Below are 19,432 nucleotides of genomic sequence, written 5' to 3'. Positions count from 1 at the left end.
CGACGTGAATCGGGCTAGTCACTACTCTCTCATACTAGAAAAAATCTCAAAAGCGCGCTATTAGGGGGTTTAAATGGCTTCAACCAATAGCCTTGGCACTTAAACACGATCGCCCGTAGGCAGGTACAATGCCCTAGAGGTCGCCACCACGGGCTGCCAGTAGAAAAATTACAGCAGGGCCAGCGATGACGATCGCGGCTAACATTGTAAGCTGAATAATCGACTCCATGTCCTTACTCCCTATCCGTCGCTGAACTAAACTTGATGAGCAGTCGTAACATTTCTGCAACGATTAAATTTTATCTGGGTCTTTTGCCCACTTCTAAGAAAGTTTACAAAAGTTAAAATAATGGCGAAACTTCATCTATATCTACTAAGTGCAAGCCGTTAAGCTGACGGGGAATAGCTATCAACGGTCAGCAGTCAGCGGTCAGCCGTAACTCAAAACCCAAAACTCAAAACTCATTCCCTGCTTCTCCTCTCTCCTTACATCTCTCCCCTCTCCCCTATGGCAACCTGGCGTTGTGTAAAACAGTGTGGTGCATGTTGCCACTTAGACCCAGCTGATCGACCTGATTTAGCAGACTACCTCTCGCCTCAAGAACTGACACTTTACCTGAGCCTGGTAGGTGAGAATGGCTGGTGCATTCACTTTGACCACGCAACCCGCGAATGTGGCATTTACACCGATCGCCCACGTTTTTGCCGCGTCGAGCCAGACGTATTCCAGGATATGTTTGGGGTCGAGCCAGAAGACCTCAACGATTTTGCGATCGCCTGCTGCCAGGAACAGATTGAAGGTGTCTACGGCGATCGTAGCCTGGAAATGTTGCGGTTCGATCGTGAAGTGGGCACTACCATAGACAGCGCGCTTGACCTTTAGCAACAAATTTAAGATAATGAAAAGAATATGAAAACAAGTCATCCCCAACCTTGAATTTGCCGTGGAAGCTTCATCAATTGCCGTTTACGGACTGTCTCAGATCTCTCAACGTACTCATCTCAGCGCTACTAGTGTGTTGATAGACCCGGAAGCCCCAAACGACCCAAAGTTCCTGGTGCATGAGCAGCCAGTTGATTCAGCGATCGCTCAGATAACCACGCAAACTGCTGAGCCACTTCAACCTCTAGCTGGATCAAACGCACAGTTTTGGAAGATATTTGGCTCCACGTTTATTACGATCTTTCTGGCAGAACTCGGCGATAAAACCCAGGTAGCAACGCTTCTAATGTCTGCTCAATCACACGCTCCCTGGTCTGTTTTTACAGGAGCCGCGATCGCCCTTATTACGACAAGCTTGCTGGGCGTTCTCGTCGGTCAATGGCTGTCTTCTCGCGTCTCTCCTAGAACGCTGGATATTGCGGCTGGTATTACCCTGGCACTGCTGTCGATCGCAATGTTGTGGGATGCCGTTGGCATATAGGCGACAGAAGGCAAAGGGCGGAGGGCAAAAGGCAGAAGGGAGAAGATGAGAAGCTCAATGCTGATGGCTGACCACTGATAGCTGATAGCTTTCCACTAAACCAACTTAAAACTCAAAACTCAAAACTTCTTATGGATTGGCATCTCTTGGGACTCAGCTTCATTACCGTGTTTCTATCAGAGTTGGGCGATAAAAGCCAACTGGCAGCGATCGCGCTCAGTGGTAACTCCAAGTCGCCGCGAACCATCTTTTTGGGCACGGCTGCGGCTCTGTTGCTGGCAAGTTTGTTAGGGGTTTTTTTGGGAGAAGGTACCGCTCATTTGCTGCCGCAACGGTTGGTCAAAATTGCTGCCGCGATCGGGTTTGCTGTGATGGCGTTACGCTTACTGCTACCTAAATCAGACTCATCTGAAGTTCTAGAAACGTCCCCTGAATAAGCTTCGTTGACAGCGTTTTCCATCTTCACGACTTAAAATAGAGATTGACAACCCTGTTGAAAACGCTTGCAGAAACCCTGCACTGAGAGAACTATGGCTGCTAATGTTGAGATTTACACCTGGAGCTCCTGTCCCTACTGCATTCGGGCAAAGGCATTACTCGATCGTAAGGGCGTAGAGTACACCGAATACTGCATTGATGGCGATGAAGCGGCTAGAGCCAAGATGTCGCAACGTGCTCACGGTCATCGCTCTCTACCGCAGATTTTTATCAACGATCAGCATGTTGGTGGGTGTGACGACATTACGGCTTTGAATGCTCAAGGGAAGCTCGATCCGCTACTCCAGGCCAGTTAAACTGTCCATAGCCCACCATTAGTCGTCTGCTGTCTATGTGCGATTGACGGCCCACGATTAATCTTCGCCTAAGGACACCCCGTGAAATTTGCCTTCATCATTGACCCGATTCAGCGGCTCGACCCTGGACATGATACCAGCGTGGCGCTGATGGAAGCAGCACAAGCGTTGGGACACGACGTTTGGATCACTCAAGCGCAACAGCTAGGTGTCGCCAACGGTAAGGCGTTTGCGCTGTTAGAACGCGTTGAATTTACACCTGTACAGTTGAGCGAAGGGCTTTGGGTAGCGGTTAATCCCTGGTTTACGTTGGGCGATCGCACGTTGCTTCCCCTTGAGGCGATGGATGCCGTCTTCATGCGGACTGATCCCCCCGTGACGGTGCCTTACCTCTACGCAACCTACATTCTGGACTACATTAATCCCGCCAGAGCATTGGTGGTTAACGCACCCGCAGGCATTCGGGCAGCCAATGAAAAAATGTATGCCTTACAGTTCAGCGATGCCATCCCAGAAACCATCGTCAGCCAAGATAAGCAGGTCATTCGAGCCTTTGTAGAGCGTAAGGGCCTTGCCGTCTTAAAGCCACTGGGCGGCAAAGCTGGGGAGGGCATTCTCATCCTTGAGGCGGGCGATCGCAACATTAATTCCTTAATTGAAATTAGTACGCATCAGGGCATCGTCCCGGTAATGGTGCAGACGTATCTGCCAGAAGCGAAAGACGGCGATAAACGGATCATTTTGCTGAACGGTGAGCCGATCGGCGCGGTCAATCGCATTCCTACAGGCAACGAATTTCGAGGCAATATGGCGGTTGGCGGTAGGGTTGCTCAAACGACGATAACCGATCGAGAGCAGCAAATTTGCCGCCAACTGGCACCAACGTTACAGCGCGACGGCCTGATCTTCGTCGGCATTGACATCATTGGTGGCTACTTGACCGAAGTGAATGTGACCAGTCCTACAGGTATTCGTGAGATCGATCGATTAGACAACATTCGCCTGGGGCAACAGGTCATTGAGTGGGTTGTACGCACTCGCCAAGGCAAGTAGGACTGTGCAACACAGTCATTTTCACTTGCATCCACTACACCCTACACCTCACACCCATCTTCAAGGAACTGTGGCTTGACCAATCAACAACCGTGAGTAGGGCAATGCACCCACGTCGGTCGAAACTGATGTCGGCAAAATGGCTGCTATGTAACGTTGTGCTACAACCATACAGCACCACCCGAAATTCACTCGATCGCAGTTGATGGGTACTTTAGCCCCTAAGACAAGAGGGACAGTAACAAGCCCCCCGTTACTGTCCCTCTCGTTCTTCTCGTGGAGTGGGCATCTACACAGCCCAACCTGCTTCAAGATAGCCAGTACAAGGGTGCTGGTGGGTGAAGCAGCCATAAAGGGGGAATGAGAAATCTGTGAGGTTTAAAGGCTCGTTCTACCAAAGTAGAGTGTCAAAACCGTCTGAATCAATGGCTATTAGCCGTCATCATTAACCGATGACAAGTCCGGTAAACGGTGTTCCCCACATGTCCCAGTTTTCCTTATTGAACGGCGATCGCCACTTGTGGATGAGCGCTGATTCTAGCCGTTGGCGATCGCGAGTTTGAGTGGGCGCTAATGACCAAAAAGCTATCCCTAACTGCGTTTCAAGCTGGTTTTGGTAGTGAGCTTGCCGATAGTTCAGCAAATAGCGCTTGCAGTCATGTTCACCTTTCCAACGCTGTCCAGATTTCACCGTTTCGCCAACGTACAGCAAGATTGGCAGTTCGTAATCAATCACAAAATACAGCGCTGCCACTCCCTGTCCATCAGCTTTCCACCGCCAAAACTCAGTGTTCTGCTGAGGCAGGCTAAACGGATCAATGTGATTAGGATCAACGGCAATGCTTTCTGTCATTGAGTCTAAGAGAAAGGCTTGCTGCAAGGATGGGGTAAGACAAACCTGCTGCTGATAGTGAAACAGGCGCTGTTTCCAAGCTTGCAAAGTGTCGCTACTGATTTTTAGCCGTTCTGGTTGTTGGCTCCCATACTTTAAGGTCTTCTGCTCAGCAACCGAAAAAAGCGAGAGTTGATCGCGGCTGTACGTCAAGCCAACCTCCACCTGTAGAATTACCACCATACAGACTACGCTATATCTGTAAAAACGGCACAGAAATGGCGCTAATTGGCTCAGAGTTCTTTGATGTGCAGTTATGTCTCGTGCAAAGGTCGGTTTTTAATGGCTCGTATGAGTGCAGTAAACTTTGAGTGACCGCTTCAGGCAACCGTTGACGACATGACCGCAAACAATATCAATCTTGAACCGGGTTACTGGGATGGCATTTGGCAACAAGAACGCGACGTAACCTGGCGACAATACCCAGGCTGTTTTGGTAGAATCTGCTGGGCTATAGGGCATTTCAACGAAGTTCTGGAGTTAGGCTGCGGCACAGGAGTGTTAGCGCGTCGGCTACTCGGCTTTGGGAATGCTGTAACTGGGCTGGATATTTCTGCAACGGCGATCGCTCAGTTACCGCCTGAGATCACAGGGATTGTGGCAACCCTGCCGGATATTCCGTTGCCCGACCACAGTTTTGATGTGATTGTGGCAACTGAAACCCTGGAGCATATCGAAGATGATCGTGGTTGCATCGAGAGGGCTGTTCAAGTCTTGCGCCCCGGAGGTCGGCTCTATGTAGCCGTGCCCAACGATTGCCTGGGGCCAGAGGAAGAACCAGAACACTTACGAAAATACACCCCGGAAGCGATCGAGGCGTTGCTTTCACCCTATGGTCAGGTGTTTATTGAGACGTTTGTGGATGAGTTTGTGGTCACACCGGGGCAAATCGTCGCCCAACCCACAATTCTAGCTGCACTTTACACCTAGCTTTAGCGTCATGGGAGGATGTACCTCATTTGGCTTCCAGCCCTGGATATGGCAAGGCCCACCTTCACAGCTCACCTTTAGAATGGTCTCTACGGAATAAGGGGTTTGAAAATTTGCACTTGCATGCTAAGCGGCCAGTAAATCCTGTTAACGATGGGTTGAAAAGCCGAATGTCGGCCTCCTTATCTAAAAGCTTGACTTTAGGTCGCAACACCTCTGGGCACCCCTTCTAGGGCTTCTTGTTCCGTTTCAAAAATTTCAAACACTGAGTCCATCATGGTCACTTCAAAGACTAGCTTGGCTTCGGGATGAACATTACAAATGCGAAAGCTGCCGCGTACCTTGTCAGCATCACGCATACCCGCAACCAGAGAAGTCAAGCCAGAGCTATCAATAAAGTTAACTTGCCCAAGATTGACCACCACATGGCGACTGAGTTTAGAAATACATTCTTGCAACTTCAGGCGAAACTGCCATGCGGTTGTAATATCAAGCCGTCCAGTAGGCGTTAAAACAATGACGGTGGTGCCGTCTTGCGTTGTATGGGTTTTCTGCTCCATGTGAATCGATTTTTGCTCCATAAGGCTCGCTTTACCCTCTCCTACGAACGGTGGACGCTTGGGCTGATTTTAACCGAAGATCTGAAATACGTCTCTAGCCTTCAAGTGCGCAAGAGCAGATTGCAGCGGCAAATAGTCGCCTTTAAGCAGACTAGCGGCACAAATAACTACACTTAAGCACACCCACTTAGAAGCATCCGTTTGTTGGAGGCTCTGGGCATAAGTTTTGGTTAGATCTCGATCGCAGTAAGCTTAAGCGCCGCATGGTAATACCACACAAACCCTATAAGCAGTCTACTCTACCCAGCTTGACTTGGTAGAGTCCAGTTTACCCAATCTTGCGGTTTCAAAAACGTCTCGTAAAGTGAGGCTTCTGGGGTATTGGGTTCTGGGGTATAGCTATACTCCCAGCGAACTAACGGTGGCAAAGACATCAGAATCGACTCCGTGCGTCCGTTTGTCTGTAAGCCAAAAATCGTGCCTCGATCGTAGACCAGGTTGAATTCAACGTAGCGGCCCCGTCGATAAAGCTGGAAATTGCGCTCACGCTCACCATAAGCATGAGACTGTCGCCGTTCAATGATGGGTAGATAAGCGGGTAAAAACGCTGTACCGCAACTTTGAATGAACCCAAAGATATCGTCCCAGGTGCGTCCCTTCACAGCACCCACTGTTTGGCTATGGCGAGCGGCGTCTGTGTCACTTTGAGAGCCAGGATACGTGATTGGGTAAAGAATGCCTTGCGTGTCTTGATAATCAAAGAAGATGCCGCCAACACCACGCGTTTCCTGACGGTGCTTAAGGTAGAAGTATTCATCGCACCAGAGTTTAAAGGTCGGATAATACTCTGGATGATGGCGATCGCAGGCCTGCTTCAGCGTTTGGTGGAAGTGAACGACATCTTCCGCAAACGGGTAGTAAGGGGTAAGGTCAATGCCACCACCGAACCACCAGACAGGCCCCGCCTCAAAGTAGCGGTAGTTGAGATGCACCGTAGGAATGTAGGGATTGCGGGGATGCAACACCATTGATGTGCCCGTCGCGTAAAACTCGTAGCCTCTTGCCTCTGGTCGCTGCATCACGATCGACGGCGGCAGGTCTTTACCCCATACTTCTGAGAAATTAACGCCACCCTGTTCAAAGACCTTGCCCTCTCGCAGCACACGCGATCGTCCACCACCGCCTTCTTCCCGCACCCAGCTATCTTCCTGAAAGGTGCCTCCATCGTCTGCTTGCTCTAAGCCCTGACAAATTTGATCCTGTAAGCCTCGCAAGAACTGGCTGACTCGCTGCCGCGAATCACTGGGAGGAAGCGGTGAAGATACAGCCGTTTCAGAGGTGGAAAACGCAGTCATAGTCAATCTCGATCGCTCTTAATGCTTTCTTAGCCTACCGTGAATTGTACCCACAACCAAGTTAGTGTGAGATTTATAAATAAGTGTGAAGGGAAGGGGAAAGTTTTGAGTTTTGAGTTGTTCCTTGACCTACTCCCTACTCCCCACCTTCTGCCTTCTACCTCCTACCCTCACCCCTCATCCACTAACCGTTCCAGGTACCGCTCAATTAAAAGAATTGCCACGATGTCGTCGATCGGGCGAGAAATTGTGCGAAAGGATTGTGGAATCAGGCTTGCAAGTCCTTGGGCGGGGTACATTTGCCAGTAGCGATCGCGAGCTTGGAGGGTGCTGTGGCGCTCATCAACCATCACGACGCGGAGAGGTTCAACTAATTCATGGTTCAGCCGTTGTTTCCAATCCTTGGCTGTGGTTTGGTCGCCCATCACCAGCAACGAAATGGGAAATTGCTGCCGCAGGTGCTGAATGGTTGCGATCGCCGCTTCCGCTTCAATAACCTTGTGGTAGCGCAGCGTTCGATCAACGCCAATAACGGCCAGACCACACTTGCGACGACCGGGATCAAACCCTAAAATGACAGGCTGGTCAGACGGAGGGAGGTCAGGTTGTGAAGGAGGGCTGGATAGCATAGCGTGGCATGACCAAAGAGCATCAACGTGAAACCGTTAGGGATTTTGTCCGCCTGTGGCAGGTGCTAGATTCTTTGTGCGGAGCAGCACTTGTCCATTCTGGCTGGCGATTAAATCGATATTAAGCGGTCCAACTGTATACGTAACATCTGACGTAACGGCCTGTAGTTCGATCGTCTGCTTGTACTGCTTTAGTTGTTCAATAAAGGTAATGACATCTTGAATCCGCCCAATCTGAACAGAATCTGTGAGAATCCCAAGATTACGGGCACGAAAATTAGCGGCGGTCAGCAATTGGTTAATGCGCTGCTGAATTTGAGCATCTGACAAGGTAGAGGGGTTGAACGACGTGCCAGCAACCACATCACCTGCTAGAAAGACAACCCGATTGCGCACAGCATCGCCAAACACCTGAATGAACTTTTCACCCACAAGGTAGTTGGCACCGGAGTAGATGCGAACAATATAGTCCTGCCCGTCATCAATTTGTTCAATGAGTTGTTTCACATCTGCACTGGTGATCTGCACAATGCGATCGCGGGTTCCAGGTCGTACTAATCGAATAGCCGATTGATTGGCTTCACGAAGGAGTTGATCAATGGCTTGCTGCGCTGCTGCTGTGTTGGTAGTACGAATGCCGATCGATGCCAGCACCTGCCCTCGCAGAATTACCACATTGCCGATGCGTAACCCTTGTGCAGTTGATTGCAACGCTTGCACGCTTCTTGTCAAATCTTCTTGCTGCGTTTCCAGATCCTTAAGACGGGCTTCGCGCTGTTGAATAATTTGGTCTCTGGCGCGAATCTCCTGTTCTCGTTGCCCAATCACACGATCGCGTGCCGCTTGCAGTTGACCAATCTCCGATCGCAACCGCAGGGCTTGTGCAGAAACATTTGCCAATCGCCCCTGGGTGAGACTCAGTGCCGTTTGAATGCGAGCCGCTTCGGCCTGGGCTCGAGATCGTTCTGCGATCGCGCCTTTTAACGATTGATTGGTTTCGGCAAGCTGCTTTTTGGCAGACGCTCGATCGGAGCGCGATTTTGTCAATTCTCGTTCGATTTGCCCTTTTTGAATTCTCGCTTCTTCCAACTCAGTCCGAGTGTTTCGCAGTCGGCGTTGAATGGTGCCTAACTCAAACACTCCGGTACGCAGTTGGTTGCTGGCAGCAAACAAGACGCCCAGAGTCGAAGCCGAAATTAGAATTCCCGTAATAATGGTGACCAACGTTGCCGTCTTGCGGGGACGCAGCTTAAACAAGCTAAGACGAGCTTTACCAACACGAGTGCCGATGCGATCGCCCAATGTGGCAATGACCGCACCAAGTATCAGCACTGCCAAAATCAGAATTTCCCCGCCGGACACACTTACACTCCCAAAGGCCCCTGTTTCACAACCCTGATGAAGCTGTTGGAGCGAATTCACATACAGCGTACCTCAAGTCGTTAAATTTTGTTGTGCGTTGCTAAATTTGTAACTTGCGATGATGAGAAAGAGACGTTTGAAGTTGGCTTAGTGGCAGTTTTCAGCTTTCAGCCGTCAGCTTTAAAGCCCTCTGCCTTTTACTTTTAGGATTTACGCAAGAGCGGTCATCTTTCGCCCTCCTAGCCCCTAATTCTGAGAGAACCGAGCCAATTAAAGCCCCGAAGGATCGAGGATTTGGGGACCAAATGCGTAAGTCCTAACCTTCTTCCTTTTTCCTACGTAAACTGCTGACTCAATGTCACTGGGTTATGCACAGTGATTTTTTTCTTGTGGATGGAGATCATCTTGTCTTGCCGCAGATCGCCGAGTAAGCGAGTTACCGTCACGCGGGTAGACCCGATTGCCTCTGCGATCGCCTGGTGAGACAGCTTAAGGTCGATCGTAATACCATCGTTGGTCGGCACGCCAAAGTCACGACATAGAATGAGCAAGAAACTCACCAACCGAGAACCCATGTCTCGATGCGCTAGAGTTTCGATCATCATCTCAGTTTGCAAAATGCGAGACGACAAGCCGCGCAGCAGAATCATCGACAGCTCAGGGTTATCTTTAAGTGCTTTTTCTACCTGCTCGATTGGCACTGACAGCAACTCAACGGAGGTAAACGCAACGGCATGATAAAAGCGATCGGATTTATGTCCTGTAATTAGCGATAGCACACCAAAAACGCTATTTTCTCGTAAGAGTGCAACGGTGATTTCTTCCCCTGCTTCATACACTCTAGAAAGCTTGACCGCGCCTCGCAGCAAAAAATACACACGTTCTGCTGGGTCGCCTGGAAAGAAGATGGTTTTACCCCGTTCAAACGTCTCGACAACGGGTGGAAAGGCCCCTCCACCTATCTGACGAAATACAGATGCTAGCGGTCTATCTTGCGTCACTACCATATCCCCTTACCTGGTGCCCAAGAAACTGCTCAGCCTTGCCCCAAACGAAACACCGATAAAGTGTTTGTAGCTTAGAACACTTAAACTCACTCCGAGCTGCTTTTTTGTGCCTGATGTTACACATTTCTCTTTGATCGCCACATTGAGCACCTTACAGCAGCTATTTGTCTCTAAGTAAGACTACTTCTAGCTATGCTGCTGACCCAGAGGCAAAAGCAATAACTGCTTCAAGGTATCTCAACTACAGCAGATCGGCTCAACAAATTCGCTCGATCGCTCCTAAAACCGAGTTGTACGTCTCGCTTGTGAGTGGGCAGTCAAAAAGCACCACTCTATGCGCTACCCGTTGTGTCCCATCTTTGAGTATTCTTGAAGCACTCTTACTGTTGCTGTTGAAGATAGTCGCTATGCTAGACCTGACTGGAAAAAATGCTCTTGTGACAGGCATTGCTAACAATCGTTCGATCGCCTGGGGCATTGCCCAGCAGCTTCACAAAGCAGGCGCAAACATTGGCGTTACCTACCTACCAGACGATAAAGGTCGGTTTGAAAAAAAAGTGGCTGAGCTAGTAGAACCTTTGCAGCCTAGCCTTTTTGTGCCTTGCAACGTTCAGGATGACGCCCAAGTTGAAGAAACCTTCACGACTGTAAAAAAACAGTGGGGCAAGCTAGATATCTTGATTCATTGCCTTGCCTTCGCCAATAAAGAAGATTTGACCGGAAATTTTGTGAATACCTCTCGTGATGGCTTCGCGACCGCGTTAGATATCAGCGCTTACTCATTGGTAAAGCTGTGTGCTGCCGCAAAACCGCTAATGACTGAAGGTGGCAGCATTGTAACCCTCACATACATTGGGGGGGCACGCGTGATCCCCAATTACAACGTGATGGGCATTGCGAAAGCTGCGTTAGAAATGAATGTCCGTTATCTCGCTGCTGATGTGGGGCCGCACAATATTCGAGTCAATGCCATTTCAGCGGGGCCTATCCGCACGCTTGCCTCTTCTGCTGTAGGTGGCATTTTGGACATGATTCATCACGTTGAGGAGGTTGCCCCCCTCCGACGAACCGTGACGCAGATCGAAGTGGGTAACGCCGCCACGTTTCTTTGCAGCGACCTAGCAAGCGGCATCACGGGCCAAATTCTGTATGTGGATGCAGGCTATGAAGTGATGGGTATGTCAGAAACAAAGGGCTAAAGACTGTAGTTTACTTCTGCGAAGCAGTTAGGCTAAAAGCTAAATTTTATCCTTTAGCCTTTCCTCCTAAAACCCCATTGCTCGTGCCACGGCGGTCAACTCTGGCTCGATTCCCTGATGCAGTTGGTTGTTGCTGTGTTTAATTGCTGTGTCGGGGTCTTTAAGACCGTTGCCTGTCAGCACACACACAACCGTGGCACCTGTAGGAACCTGTTCTTTCACTTTCAACAACCCAGCTACAGAGGCAGCACTGGCAGGTTCACAAAAAATGCCTTCCTCAGAGGCCAGTAGGCGATACGCATCCAAAATTTCGTCATCGGTAACGGCATTAAACGAACCCTGGCTGGCGTGCTGTACCGCGATCGCCCGCTCCCAGTTTGCCGGGTTGCCAATGCGAATTGCCGTAGCCAGTGTTTCGGGATAGTCTACGGGGTGCCCTGCGATAAAGGGAGCGGCTCCAGCAGCCTGAAAGCCCATCATGTGCGGTAGTTTGGTGCAGCGCTGTTCCTGATGGTACTGGCAAAAGCCCATCCAGTACGCCGTAATATTGCCTGCATTACCCACGGGGATGCAGAGCCAGTCAGGCGCATCACCCAAGTCATCCACCACTTCAAAGGCAGCGGTTTTTTGCCCTTCCAAACGGTAGGGATTGACTGAGTTGACCAGCGTGACGGGATAGTGGGCGGACATATCCCGGACGATCGTGAGCGCCTGGTCAAAATTGCCTTTGATCGCCATCACCTCTGCGCCATAGAGCAACGCCTGCGCCAGCTTGCCCAAGGCAACGTAGCCATCGGGAATCAGCACAAATGCCCTCATGCCACCACGACGAGCATAGGCCGCCGCTGCCGCAGAGGTATTCCCTGTACTGGCGCATATCACAGCTTTTGCGCCCGCTTCCTTTGCCTTCGAGATCGCCATTGTCATGCCCCGGTCTTTGAAGCTCCCGGTTGGGTTTAAACCGTCGTACTTCACCAGAACACGTACTTGCCTGCCAATTTGAGCCGCGATCGCAGGCACAGGGATCAAAGGAGTGTTACCTTCATGCAACGACACAATAGGGGTCTGATCGGTAACAGGCAAGTAGGGGCGGTAGGCTTCAATCAGCCCACGCCAGCCAGCGTTCGTTGTGCGCGTGTCGTGGCTGGAGGATGGAGCAGAATGGCTATGAGAATCGGCAGATAAAGCTATGGTCACAGGAGGTACGCGATCGGGCTAAGCAGGTTTATAGAGGGCAAGGCTACCAAATACAATGCGTCGAGCCATGTCTTGTGAATGTGGCATTAAGCATTCGTGTTGCATCCACTGAATCGGTTGCAGTTGCTCTAGCAATAGTTTAACCTGAACGCTCATTTTACTTCGATCGTTGAGTAGCCCGTATGCAGTTTCACTGATTGCTGAGGTTTTCTTGGGCTCTTTCCTCTGCAATTGCTAAGTATCAAGCGTTTAACTTCCGTAGTTTTGCCCAGTTAGAAAACTGACCCCTCGACTTACAATCTGCCAGTACGGGAAATTACAATTTTCTGTAAAGTTTAGGTTAAGATGAGACGTGTGATGCGAGTGAGTACAAATGACTAGCCAACTTATTACAGATAGACAAACTCCCGAAGCGGCCGTTGATCAGCAGCGTTCACGATTAATTGAGGCAATGAAAGCTCAGTATCGGCTGGATCAGCAAGTCAAATTCCTTCACCTTCAGGCAGAAGCTGATTCCTTATTACAGCAGCTACAGACTCTTAAGCAACAGCGTCAAACAGAAGGCTCCTCTTCACAACAATAGAGAGCAAGCTGGCTTCGCTGTAATGGGTCACTTTAGTCCAGATGCCCGTTCTGTTAAATTAAGAATGTCCGTTGCTAGCCATCACACAGTAACTGGCATCGCTGAACTAGCTGCTTGTACTTTAGCGACCCGTGTTTCTCCACGTCAAAAGACACTTGACCGAGTCTACGGCTCGATTGAGGGCATTATTTTTTAGGACTTACGCAAGAGTGGTCATCTTTCGCCTCCTAGCCCCCAATTCATAGCCCTTTGGGCATACCCTTTGGGAAGCAAGCTACAAGAAAGGGGGAGCCGGGCCAATTAAAGCCCCCAGCATTGGAGGTCGAGGGGCCAAATGCGTAAGCCCTATTTTTGTCAGAAGAGCCTTACCTGGAAATCAGCAGGTAGAGAATCTCTACCTTCAAGTGCTTCGGTGCCACCAGGTTTTATACTTGGCATGGCTTTATTTGGTTGAAGGTCGTGATGCGCTCTTTCTGGTCTGATCCCTATTTGTGGATTCACCTGACAGGCTTAGCAGCCGTTCCACTCTTTGTAGAAGGATGTTTAGTTGGGTTTGCTTTAGGTGATCCCTTATTGCCAGTTTGGTTAGAGCTTCTGCTGGTTGCAGCAGTGGGCATCGTGCCGATTTTTTGGATGCAGTGGCGGCGACCGTTCTATATCTTCAGCCTGGTAACGGTTTGCCTAAAGCCCGCAGCCCTAACGGACGATCAGCGAAGACTACTAACGTTGTTTAAGTCGTCTCGCAATCGTGTTTTAGCGGTTCTAGCTGCGATCGCGCTGATTGTTGTGCTGTGGAAAGTTTACGCGCTGGCACCGATCGCGGCCTCGTCTGTCTCGTTTTTGCCTGCATCGCGATGGCTGGGCTTGTTGATAGCGGCAGTCGCTTTTCTAGCCTGCAACCTTTTTGTACAGGTTCCACTCAGTGTTAGCAGCGTCATGCTTTCTAGTGAATCGGCGTTTACACAGACAGTTCCTTATCCGCAGGAGCAAATTCGACAGAGCTTTTCGCTGCTTGGGTTACAGCTAAGCCGCATTTTGCCGCCCGTAGTGCCTGCCACAAAACCAGCGATCGTCCCACAAGAAGGACTTTCTGCTGCTGCTGCGACTGCCGGCTCGATCGAGACGACGGTAGCTTCACCACCAGTGAAACCACTCACCGATGACCTATGGGCAGAGCCAGCAGGTTCTTTGGAAGACTCACCAATAGCTAGCGATGATCAAGCATCGATGCGGGGAGCAAGTACAGTCGATCACTCCGATGTGGAAGCGCCTGAGACCTTAACCGCGACTGACGAGAGCTTGACTTCTGAGGCACCTTCGATCGCAGACACTTCAATTAAGGACCCATCGGTTGAACCAGCATCATCTGAGACGGAAGATGATCGCATCGTGTGAGGGACGTGAGCCTTCCCTCGCCCGTCCTTGAGTCATGCAACGCCTCGCAACTTCAGCTTCACGCCTAGAATAAAATGAGTCCTCTTGAGCTTTGCAATGCGTCGTGATCTAGGCTCGCCTCAACGCTTTCCCAGAGTACCGAACGATCGACGGGTCGCTGCGTTTGCGATCGATTTCGGCGTAGCGTCGTTGCTGAGTACGTTGGGAGGGTCAGGCGCAGTCATTCCGCTCTTTATCCTGAGTTGGTATGGATTGCGCGTCATTCTCGTTGCCAAAAACCAGGGGCAGAGTTTGGGGCAGTGGGCGTTAGATATGAAGGTGCTCGATCCCAGGACACGATCGCGACCAGGTCTTCTGGAACTAATGAAACGAGAAACCTTAACAGGCTTGGAGAGCTTGTTGCTTTTACTGGGCCTGGTAAACCTTAGCCCCACCAATGGCCTGATTCTAGTCGCACCCATTCCCCTGCTGATCGATTGTGGGCTGGCGTTTCTGGACGATGATTTTCGGCAAGCGTGGCACGATCGCCTTGCGCAGACGGTCATGATTCAAACGCAGCGAGGCTACTCACTGGATATTAAAGTGAAAAAATTCTTTGCTCAACTTGGCGATCGTGTGAAATAATGGGTGTTTGTGTATAAATCATCCTTCTTCGCTGACTTGTCGAATTATGGCTAAGAGTAAAGGTGTTCGCATTGTAATTACGCTGGAATGTACCGAATGTCGCACCAATCCCGACAAGCGATCGCCAGGGGTTTCTCGCTACACGTCTACTAAAAATCGGCGCAACACCACTGCGCGGATTGAGTTGAACAAGTTCTGCCCACACTGCAACAAGCACACAGTGCATAAGGAAATCAAATAACCTGCTGTTGCGCTCAGGCGGTCGTCTATCTTGATTGATGTGACGGCTGTCCCTTATAGCCACGATATTGACCACTGATCACTGACTACCGACCATCATCATGACCTATTTCCGCCGCCGGGTTTCACCCATCAAGCCCGAAGATCCCATCGATTACAAAGACGTTGATTTGCTGCGTAAATTCATTACCGAGCGTGGCAAAATCCTGCCTCGTCGGATTACTGGCCTCACTGCAAAGCAGCAGCGTGACCTTACGCAGTCGATTAAGCGTGCTCGTATTTTGGCTTTATTGCCCTTTGTTAACCAGGAAGGGTAGGTGAGGGACGTAGGGTGTATGGTACAGGAACTTTGAGGGTTTCGCTTCGGCGGCTCGAAGAAGGGTAACGCATCATCCTGTACCCTGTACCTCATTCTCGATCTTTAATCTCTCACCTTAAACCTCGCACCTCAATGGAGAAGGGCACGCTTGTCGAATTTCGTCTAAACGGTGAACGCCGCCTTGCGGTTGCCGACCGTTCTGAAGGCAAAAAACACTGGATCGTCACCGACGATCGTGGTCAGGCGCATACGCTTCATCCCCGTCAGATCACCTATGAGGTTGAAGGTACTTACAAGCCAGCAGACATCTCTCGCTTTCTTCAAGAGGTTCAGCCATACCTTGACCCTTCTAACCTGGAGGTTGCCTGGGAAATCCTGGTCGAAGACGGTGAAACCGTTGATCCTGCGTCAATGGCTTTATTGCTGTTCTCTGACAAAAATCCCCCTTTGCATTACGCGGCTCATTGGCTGCTCAGCGATGACAAGCTTTACTTCAAGCTCAAGGGCGATCGCTACGAACCACGTCCCCAAGCTCAGGTGATGGAGCTGAAGCATCAGCTTGAAATGGAAGCACAGCGAGAGCAGGAATGGCAAGGCTTTTTAGCGCGGATCGAGCAGGGCTTAGCCGGAGAACCTGTCACCTGGCTTGCGAGCGATCGTGCCCGCTTAGATGCCCTCGAACGCTTTGCAACCTTTGGTGAGGAGGCGACTCACCGCGTACCAGCTTTAGAAACCCTGCTACACTTAAAACGACCTGAGACATCTCAGGCTGCGTTTCAACTACTGGTCGATCTGGGACTATGGAGTTCCCATGAAAATCTCTTCTTGCGTCGCAGTCAGATTCCAGTTCACTTTCCTCCCAGGGTATTGGAAGTGGCACATCATTGTCTGAACTCTCCGCCGCCTGACCTCAATGCCGATCGCCTGGATTTAACTCATCTCAAGGTTTACACCATTGATGATGAAAGCACCCTTGAAATTGATGATGGTCTGAGCCTGGAGTACCTTCCCGGTGGTGGGCAGCGGCTATGGATTCACATTGCCGACCCGACCCGTTGGCTACAGCCAGGCGATGAGCTTGATTTAGAAGCCCGTCGCCGCATTACCACACTCTATTTGCCCACGGGGATGATTTCGATGTTCCCGGCAGAGTTGGCGACAGGGCCGATGAGTTTAATTCAGGGACAGGTGTGTTGTGCCCTGAGCTTTAGTGTCATTTTGAGTCCTGCAGGTGCCATCGAGGACTACAGCATTCACGCCAGTCTGATTAAGGCAACCTATCGTCTCACCTACGATGATGTGGATGAAATGCTGGAGCTTGGCGTACAGGCTGAGTCAGAGCTAGAGGCGATCGCGCAGTGGGCCAAACGTCGCCAAACCTGGCGGCAGTCCCAGGGTGCCATCAGCATTCATATGCCAGAGTCATCTATCAAAGTTTACGAGGACGAGATTACGATTCAGGTACTGAACGATTCGCTAGCACGTCAGCTCGTCGCAGAGATGATGATTTTGACGGGTGAGGTGGCGGCTCGTTATGGGCAGGCACACAACCTACCGCTACCGTTCCGCAACCAGCCGCAGCCCGAATTACCGTCTGAAGAAGAACTGCTGCAATTACCGTCAGGGCCGGTGCGTTCTTGTGCGATTCGGCGGTGTATGCCTCGCAGCGAACTCAGCATTACCCCCGCTCGTCACGCCAGCCTGGGATTGGATACCTATACTCAAGTCACGTCGCCAATCCGTCGCTATAGCGATTTATTGGCACACTTTCAGATTAAGGCACATCTGCGGGGGGCTACCCTTCCCTTTTCGGCGGAAGCCATGAAGGAACTGATCTTAACCATCAGTGCTGCCGCTTACGAAGCGGTGCTGGTTGAACGTCAGACAAACCGCTATTGGGGGCTAGAGTTTTTGCGGCGTAATGCTGATGAGATCTGGGATGCTCTCATGCTGCGCTGGCTGAGAGAGCACGAAAACCTGGGACTGGTGCTGTTGGAAGATTTGGGCATTGAACTGCCCATGCGCTTCACCCGACCTGTAACACCGGGCGATCGCCTGGAACTAAAAGTGAGCCACGCTGATCCTCGCCACGATATTATTCAGTTTCAAGAAATGGTGTACCAAGAAGCTCAGACTAAAAACTAGGCACTCTTGACCCGATCGTTTCGTCTATAGCAGCAGCCTCTGCCAGCGGTGTGAACGCATCTCTGGCGAGAATATTTTATCGAAGCTTTAGAACTACTTGACTTCTACGTGGCTTTTATGTGAAATCTACCGGATCTTGCGGTTTAACCTTCGTAGAGATGGGAGGGCAATACCGAGAAAGGTTGATTCACAAGTCCTGGCAGCTCTGCCTTTAGCCAGTACGGTTGCGAATCAGTGAATACAGATATTGGGTGACTACCTTCTCAAAGCATCGCTTGAACAAGGCTGAACGTTGAGACAGCCAAATCATGACGAAAAGGTAGGTAGCGATAAGTGAATTATAGAACCAAGTTCGTAGCAGCCAGCACTCTAACTAAGCTGAAACCGCACGATCGGGTTTCGATCAAGCACCGCCACATCCTGGGAATGCGCGTGGATGCTACCAGTTACCAGGATGCTACGCAACAAGTAATCAATTGGGCAAAGGCCGCTGAAAGCCGTTATGTCTGTGCTGCCAACGTTCATATGGTCATGGAAGCCTATGATCAAGGCGAGTTTGCCCGCACAGTCAACAATGCAGATTTAGTCACCCCCGATGGCAAGCCGTTAGTCCAGGCATTGCGCGCTTTGGGGATTAAAGAAGCCTCTCAAGTACGCGGCCCCAATCTCACGTTGCATATTTGTGAAGCGGCGGCAAAGGAAGGAGTGGCGATCGGGCTTTATGGTGGCACACCTGAAAGCCTCGCGCTGTTCACAACGTTCCTGCAAAAACGGTATCCAGGCATCAATATTGTGTGCCAGATTTCGCCCCCGTTTCGATCGCTGACAGCCGCAGAAGATGCCGCATACACCCGGCAAATCGTTGAATCAAAAGCACGAATCGTTTTTGTAGGCATCGGTTGCCCAAAGCAAGAGCTATGGATGGCTGCGCATCACAACAAGATTCCAGCCGTCATGCTGGGCGTTGGGGCCGCGTTCGATTTTCACTCTGGCCGCGTTAAAGAAGCCCCCGTTTGGATGCAGCAGGCTGGTTTGGAGTGGGTCTTTCGCCTGAAAGCAGAACCACGGCGATTATGGAAACGCTATGCCAGACACAATCCACGGTTCCTGCTCTTCTTTTTTACCCAATGGTTGACTAGTTTGTCCGCACGGCGTTGGTCTGAAGCAACCAGCCACGATTAATTCAGAGGCTGCGTTTAGGTTTCTTTCTACTTCCTCTGAAGCAAAAACACTATTTGAGTGAACGGCTGCTAGAGCAGAGATATGAAGTACACGGTATCATCCGCTGCACCTCCACAAGCACCAGCGCTAAACTGGGAAGGTCGTCACGTTTGAGCTGTGAGTGCCGTTGATGGTGGACGCCGACCTCCGAGCGTTGGACTTGTTACCGCTCGTGTGCCTATTCAAATGCGCAGTGTAGCGATCGTCCGTTAGCGAGTCGTCGCCAGCTGTTGTTGTGGTTTTAGGCTACGGTTACTTGAATGCTATGTGCGCTTAAACTGACCGAGCAACTGTAGAAGGGGTATTGTGTTAAAGCGTTGGCTTCAGCACGATCGGTTTTTGGTGCGAGTCTTTTTTTAGAATGGTATACAGCTTCGACGGGCAAAAATAAACCATGACAACAGCATTGGATCTGACAAAGCAGCGCATTGTGGTAACGGGGGGTGGAGGTTTTCTGGGACGGCAGGTCGTGGCGCAACTGTGCCAAGCAGGGGCTGACCGGA

The 19,432-nt window shown here is 50.6% G+C and carries 23 protein-coding genes; 14 read left to right on the top strand and 9 right to left on the bottom strand.

Annotated elements, in window-relative coordinates; translation table 11 throughout:
- Nucleotides 1–133: 133 nt before the first annotated feature.
- Nucleotides 134–229, bottom strand: a complete 96-nt coding sequence (psb30, locus tag AC5JLP_RS10900) for a photosystem II reaction center protein Ycf12/Psb30 (protein ID WP_106254992.1) — start codon at nucleotides 227–229, stop codon at nucleotides 134–136.
- Between the two features lie 279 nt (nucleotides 230–508).
- On the opposite strand from psb30, the gene AC5JLP_RS10895 reads away from it, so the two are divergent.
- The 5 genes from AC5JLP_RS10895 to gshB all read left to right on the top strand — a co-directional run bounded on the left by AC5JLP_RS10895 (nucleotide 509) and on the right by gshB (nucleotide 3,271).
- A complete protein-coding gene (locus tag AC5JLP_RS10895) occupies nucleotides 509–883 on the top strand; it encodes a YkgJ family cysteine cluster protein (RefSeq protein ID WP_496067962.1) in 375 nt (124 codons plus the stop codon).
- Between the two features lie 61 nt (nucleotides 884–944).
- The gene (locus tag AC5JLP_RS10890; RefSeq protein ID WP_496067961.1) at nucleotides 945–1,424 is read left to right on the top strand and encodes a TMEM165/GDT1 family protein; all 480 of its coding nucleotides are present in this window, start codon (nucleotides 945–947) and stop codon (nucleotides 1,422–1,424) included.
- A gap of 131 nt (nucleotides 1,425–1,555) precedes the next feature.
- Nucleotides 1,556–1,861: a TMEM165/GDT1 family protein gene (locus AC5JLP_RS10885; RefSeq protein ID WP_496067960.1), complete on the top strand. Its 306-nt coding sequence runs from the start codon at nucleotides 1,556–1,558 to the stop codon at nucleotides 1,859–1,861.
- A gap of 93 nt (nucleotides 1,862–1,954) precedes the next feature.
- Nucleotides 1,955–2,218: a glutaredoxin 3 gene (gene grxC / locus AC5JLP_RS10880; RefSeq protein ID WP_496067959.1), complete on the top strand. Its 264-nt coding sequence runs from the start codon at nucleotides 1,955–1,957 to the stop codon at nucleotides 2,216–2,218.
- Between the two features lie 81 nt (nucleotides 2,219–2,299).
- Complete coding sequence (gene gshB, locus AC5JLP_RS10875; RefSeq protein WP_496067958.1) at nucleotides 2,300–3,271, top strand: glutathione synthase; 972 nt, start codon at nucleotides 2,300–2,302, stop codon at nucleotides 3,269–3,271.
- Between the two features lie 445 nt (nucleotides 3,272–3,716).
- Here gshB and AC5JLP_RS10870 read toward each other — a convergent pair whose 3' ends face one another.
- The gene (locus AC5JLP_RS10870; protein ID WP_496067957.1) at nucleotides 3,717–4,346 is read right to left on the bottom strand and encodes a GIY-YIG nuclease family protein; all 630 of its coding nucleotides are present in this window, start codon (nucleotides 4,344–4,346) and stop codon (nucleotides 3,717–3,719) included.
- A gap of 156 nt (nucleotides 4,347–4,502) precedes the next feature.
- Between AC5JLP_RS10870 and AC5JLP_RS10865 the strand changes: the two genes are divergently transcribed.
- Entirely contained in the window at nucleotides 4,503–5,093 is a 591-nt protein-coding gene (locus AC5JLP_RS10865; RefSeq protein ID WP_496067956.1) for a class I SAM-dependent methyltransferase, read from the top strand.
- A 200-nt stretch (nucleotides 5,094–5,293) separates the two neighbouring features.
- On the opposite strand, the gene AC5JLP_RS10860 is transcribed toward AC5JLP_RS10865, so the two are convergent.
- From AC5JLP_RS10860 to ntcA, 5 genes are all read right to left on the bottom strand, one after another.
- Nucleotides 5,294–5,674, bottom strand: a complete 381-nt coding sequence (locus AC5JLP_RS10860) for an STAS domain-containing protein (RefSeq protein ID WP_496067955.1) — start codon at nucleotides 5,672–5,674, stop codon at nucleotides 5,294–5,296.
- 278 nt (nucleotides 5,675–5,952) lie between these two features.
- Entirely contained in the window at nucleotides 5,953–7,008 is a 1,056-nt protein-coding gene (gene hemF, locus AC5JLP_RS10855; RefSeq protein WP_496067954.1) for an oxygen-dependent coproporphyrinogen oxidase, read from the bottom strand.
- Nucleotides 7,009–7,178: 170 nt separating this feature from the next.
- The gene (locus AC5JLP_RS10850) at nucleotides 7,179–7,637 is read right to left on the bottom strand and encodes a pre-16S rRNA-processing nuclease YqgF (RefSeq protein ID WP_496067953.1); all 459 of its coding nucleotides are present in this window, start codon (nucleotides 7,635–7,637) and stop codon (nucleotides 7,179–7,181) included.
- A 36-nt stretch (nucleotides 7,638–7,673) separates the two neighbouring features.
- On the bottom strand, nucleotides 7,674–8,999 hold the full coding sequence (locus AC5JLP_RS10845) for a DUF3084 family protein (RefSeq protein ID WP_496067952.1): 1,326 nt from the start codon (nucleotides 8,997–8,999) through the stop codon (nucleotides 7,674–7,676).
- Between the two features lie 335 nt (nucleotides 9,000–9,334).
- A complete protein-coding gene (gene ntcA, locus AC5JLP_RS10840) occupies nucleotides 9,335–10,006 on the bottom strand; it encodes a global nitrogen regulator NtcA (RefSeq protein WP_496067951.1) in 672 nt (223 codons plus the stop codon).
- Nucleotides 10,007–10,170: 164 nt separating this feature from the next.
- Here ntcA and fabI point away from each other — a divergent pair, with 164 nt between their 5' ends.
- Entirely contained in the window at nucleotides 10,171–11,205 is a 1,035-nt protein-coding gene (fabI, locus tag AC5JLP_RS10835) for an enoyl-ACP reductase FabI (protein WP_496067950.1), read from the top strand.
- A gap of 66 nt (nucleotides 11,206–11,271) precedes the next feature.
- Here the strand turns inward: fabI and thrC are convergent, their stop codons facing one another.
- Together thrC and AC5JLP_RS10825 are read right to left on the bottom strand one after the other, a co-directional pair.
- On the bottom strand, nucleotides 11,272–12,402 hold the full coding sequence (gene thrC / locus AC5JLP_RS10830; protein WP_496067949.1) for a threonine synthase: 1,131 nt from the start codon (nucleotides 12,400–12,402) through the stop codon (nucleotides 11,272–11,274).
- 18 nt (nucleotides 12,403–12,420) lie between these two features.
- Nucleotides 12,421–12,558, bottom strand: coding sequence for a hypothetical protein (locus tag AC5JLP_RS10825; RefSeq protein WP_496067948.1), 138 nt, complete (start codon nucleotides 12,556–12,558; stop codon nucleotides 12,421–12,423).
- A gap of 217 nt (nucleotides 12,559–12,775) precedes the next feature.
- Between AC5JLP_RS10825 and AC5JLP_RS10820 the strand changes: the two genes are divergently transcribed.
- The 7 genes from AC5JLP_RS10820 to AC5JLP_RS10790 all read left to right on the top strand — a co-directional run bounded on the left by AC5JLP_RS10820 (nucleotide 12,776) and on the right by AC5JLP_RS10790 (nucleotide 18,890).
- A complete protein-coding gene (locus AC5JLP_RS10820) occupies nucleotides 12,776–12,985 on the top strand; it encodes a hypothetical protein (RefSeq protein WP_496067947.1) in 210 nt (69 codons plus the stop codon).
- Between the two features lie 462 nt (nucleotides 12,986–13,447).
- Nucleotides 13,448–14,380: a low-complexity tail membrane protein gene (locus AC5JLP_RS10815; RefSeq protein ID WP_496068010.1), complete on the top strand. Its 933-nt coding sequence runs from the start codon at nucleotides 13,448–13,450 to the stop codon at nucleotides 14,378–14,380.
- 96 nt (nucleotides 14,381–14,476) lie between these two features.
- Nucleotides 14,477–15,004: an RDD family protein gene (locus AC5JLP_RS10810; protein WP_496067946.1), complete on the top strand. Its 528-nt coding sequence runs from the start codon at nucleotides 14,477–14,479 to the stop codon at nucleotides 15,002–15,004.
- A gap of 46 nt (nucleotides 15,005–15,050) precedes the next feature.
- Complete coding sequence (rpmG, locus tag AC5JLP_RS10805) at nucleotides 15,051–15,245, top strand: 50S ribosomal protein L33 (RefSeq protein ID WP_496067945.1); 195 nt, start codon at nucleotides 15,051–15,053, stop codon at nucleotides 15,243–15,245.
- A gap of 100 nt (nucleotides 15,246–15,345) precedes the next feature.
- Nucleotides 15,346–15,561, top strand: a complete 216-nt coding sequence (gene rpsR, locus AC5JLP_RS10800; protein ID WP_496067944.1) for a 30S ribosomal protein S18 — start codon at nucleotides 15,346–15,348, stop codon at nucleotides 15,559–15,561.
- Between the two features lie 134 nt (nucleotides 15,562–15,695).
- Nucleotides 15,696–17,708 carry an RNB domain-containing ribonuclease gene (locus tag AC5JLP_RS10795; protein WP_496067943.1) on the top strand — a complete coding sequence of 671 codons (2,013 nt, stop codon included), beginning with the start codon at nucleotides 15,696–15,698 and terminating at the stop codon, nucleotides 17,706–17,708.
- 333 nt (nucleotides 17,709–18,041) lie between these two features.
- Complete coding sequence (locus AC5JLP_RS10790) at nucleotides 18,042–18,890, top strand: WecB/TagA/CpsF family glycosyltransferase (RefSeq protein WP_496067942.1); 849 nt, start codon at nucleotides 18,042–18,044, stop codon at nucleotides 18,888–18,890.
- Nucleotides 18,891–19,432 lie beyond the last annotated feature (542 nt).

The sequence above is a fragment of the Stenomitos rutilans genome (assembly GCF_059505485.1).
This window is presented reverse-complemented; position numbering and strand designations above follow the sequence as displayed.

Coding starts and splice junctions, on each gene's coding strand:
- AC5JLP_RS10820 (WP_496067947.1), top strand. CDS start 12,776: ATGACTAGCCAACTTATTACAGATAGACAAACTCCCGAAGCGGCCGTT.
- grxC (WP_496067959.1), top strand. CDS start 1,955: ATGGCTGCTAATGTTGAGATTTACACCTGGAGCTCCTGTCCCTACTGC.
- AC5JLP_RS10815 (WP_496068010.1), top strand. CDS start 13,448: ATGCGCTCTTTCTGGTCTGATCCCTATTTGTGGATTCACCTGACAGGC.
- rpmG (WP_496067945.1), top strand. CDS start 15,051: ATGGCTAAGAGTAAAGGTGTTCGCATTGTAATTACGCTGGAATGTACC.
- AC5JLP_RS10885 (WP_496067960.1), top strand. CDS start 1,556: ATGGATTGGCATCTCTTGGGACTCAGCTTCATTACCGTGTTTCTATCA.
- AC5JLP_RS10860 (WP_496067955.1), bottom strand. CDS start 5,674: ATGGAGCAAAAATCGATTCACATGGAGCAGAAAACCCATACAACGCAA.
- AC5JLP_RS10795 (WP_496067943.1), top strand. CDS start 15,696: ATGGAGAAGGGCACGCTTGTCGAATTTCGTCTAAACGGTGAACGCCGC.
- AC5JLP_RS10850 (WP_496067953.1), bottom strand. CDS start 7,637: ATGCTATCCAGCCCTCCTTCACAACCTGACCTCCCTCCGTCTGACCAG.
- psb30 (WP_106254992.1), bottom strand. CDS start 229: ATGGAGTCGATTATTCAGCTTACAATGTTAGCCGCGATCGTCATCGCT.
- ntcA (WP_496067951.1), bottom strand. CDS start 10,006: ATGGTAGTGACGCAAGATAGACCGCTAGCATCTGTATTTCGTCAGATA.
- AC5JLP_RS10865 (WP_496067956.1), top strand. CDS start 4,503: ATGACCGCAAACAATATCAATCTTGAACCGGGTTACTGGGATGGCATT.
- rpsR (WP_496067944.1), top strand. CDS start 15,346: ATGACCTATTTCCGCCGCCGGGTTTCACCCATCAAGCCCGAAGATCCC.
- AC5JLP_RS10870 (WP_496067957.1), bottom strand. CDS start 4,346: ATGGTGGTAATTCTACAGGTGGAGGTTGGCTTGACGTACAGCCGCGAT.
- AC5JLP_RS10825 (WP_496067948.1), bottom strand. CDS start 12,558: ATGAGCGTTCAGGTTAAACTATTGCTAGAGCAACTGCAACCGATTCAG.
- AC5JLP_RS10895 (WP_496067962.1), top strand. CDS start 509: ATGGCAACCTGGCGTTGTGTAAAACAGTGTGGTGCATGTTGCCACTTA.
- AC5JLP_RS10810 (WP_496067946.1), top strand. CDS start 14,477: ATGCGTCGTGATCTAGGCTCGCCTCAACGCTTTCCCAGAGTACCGAAC.
- hemF (WP_496067954.1), bottom strand. CDS start 7,008: ATGACTGCGTTTTCCACCTCTGAAACGGCTGTATCTTCACCGCTTCCT.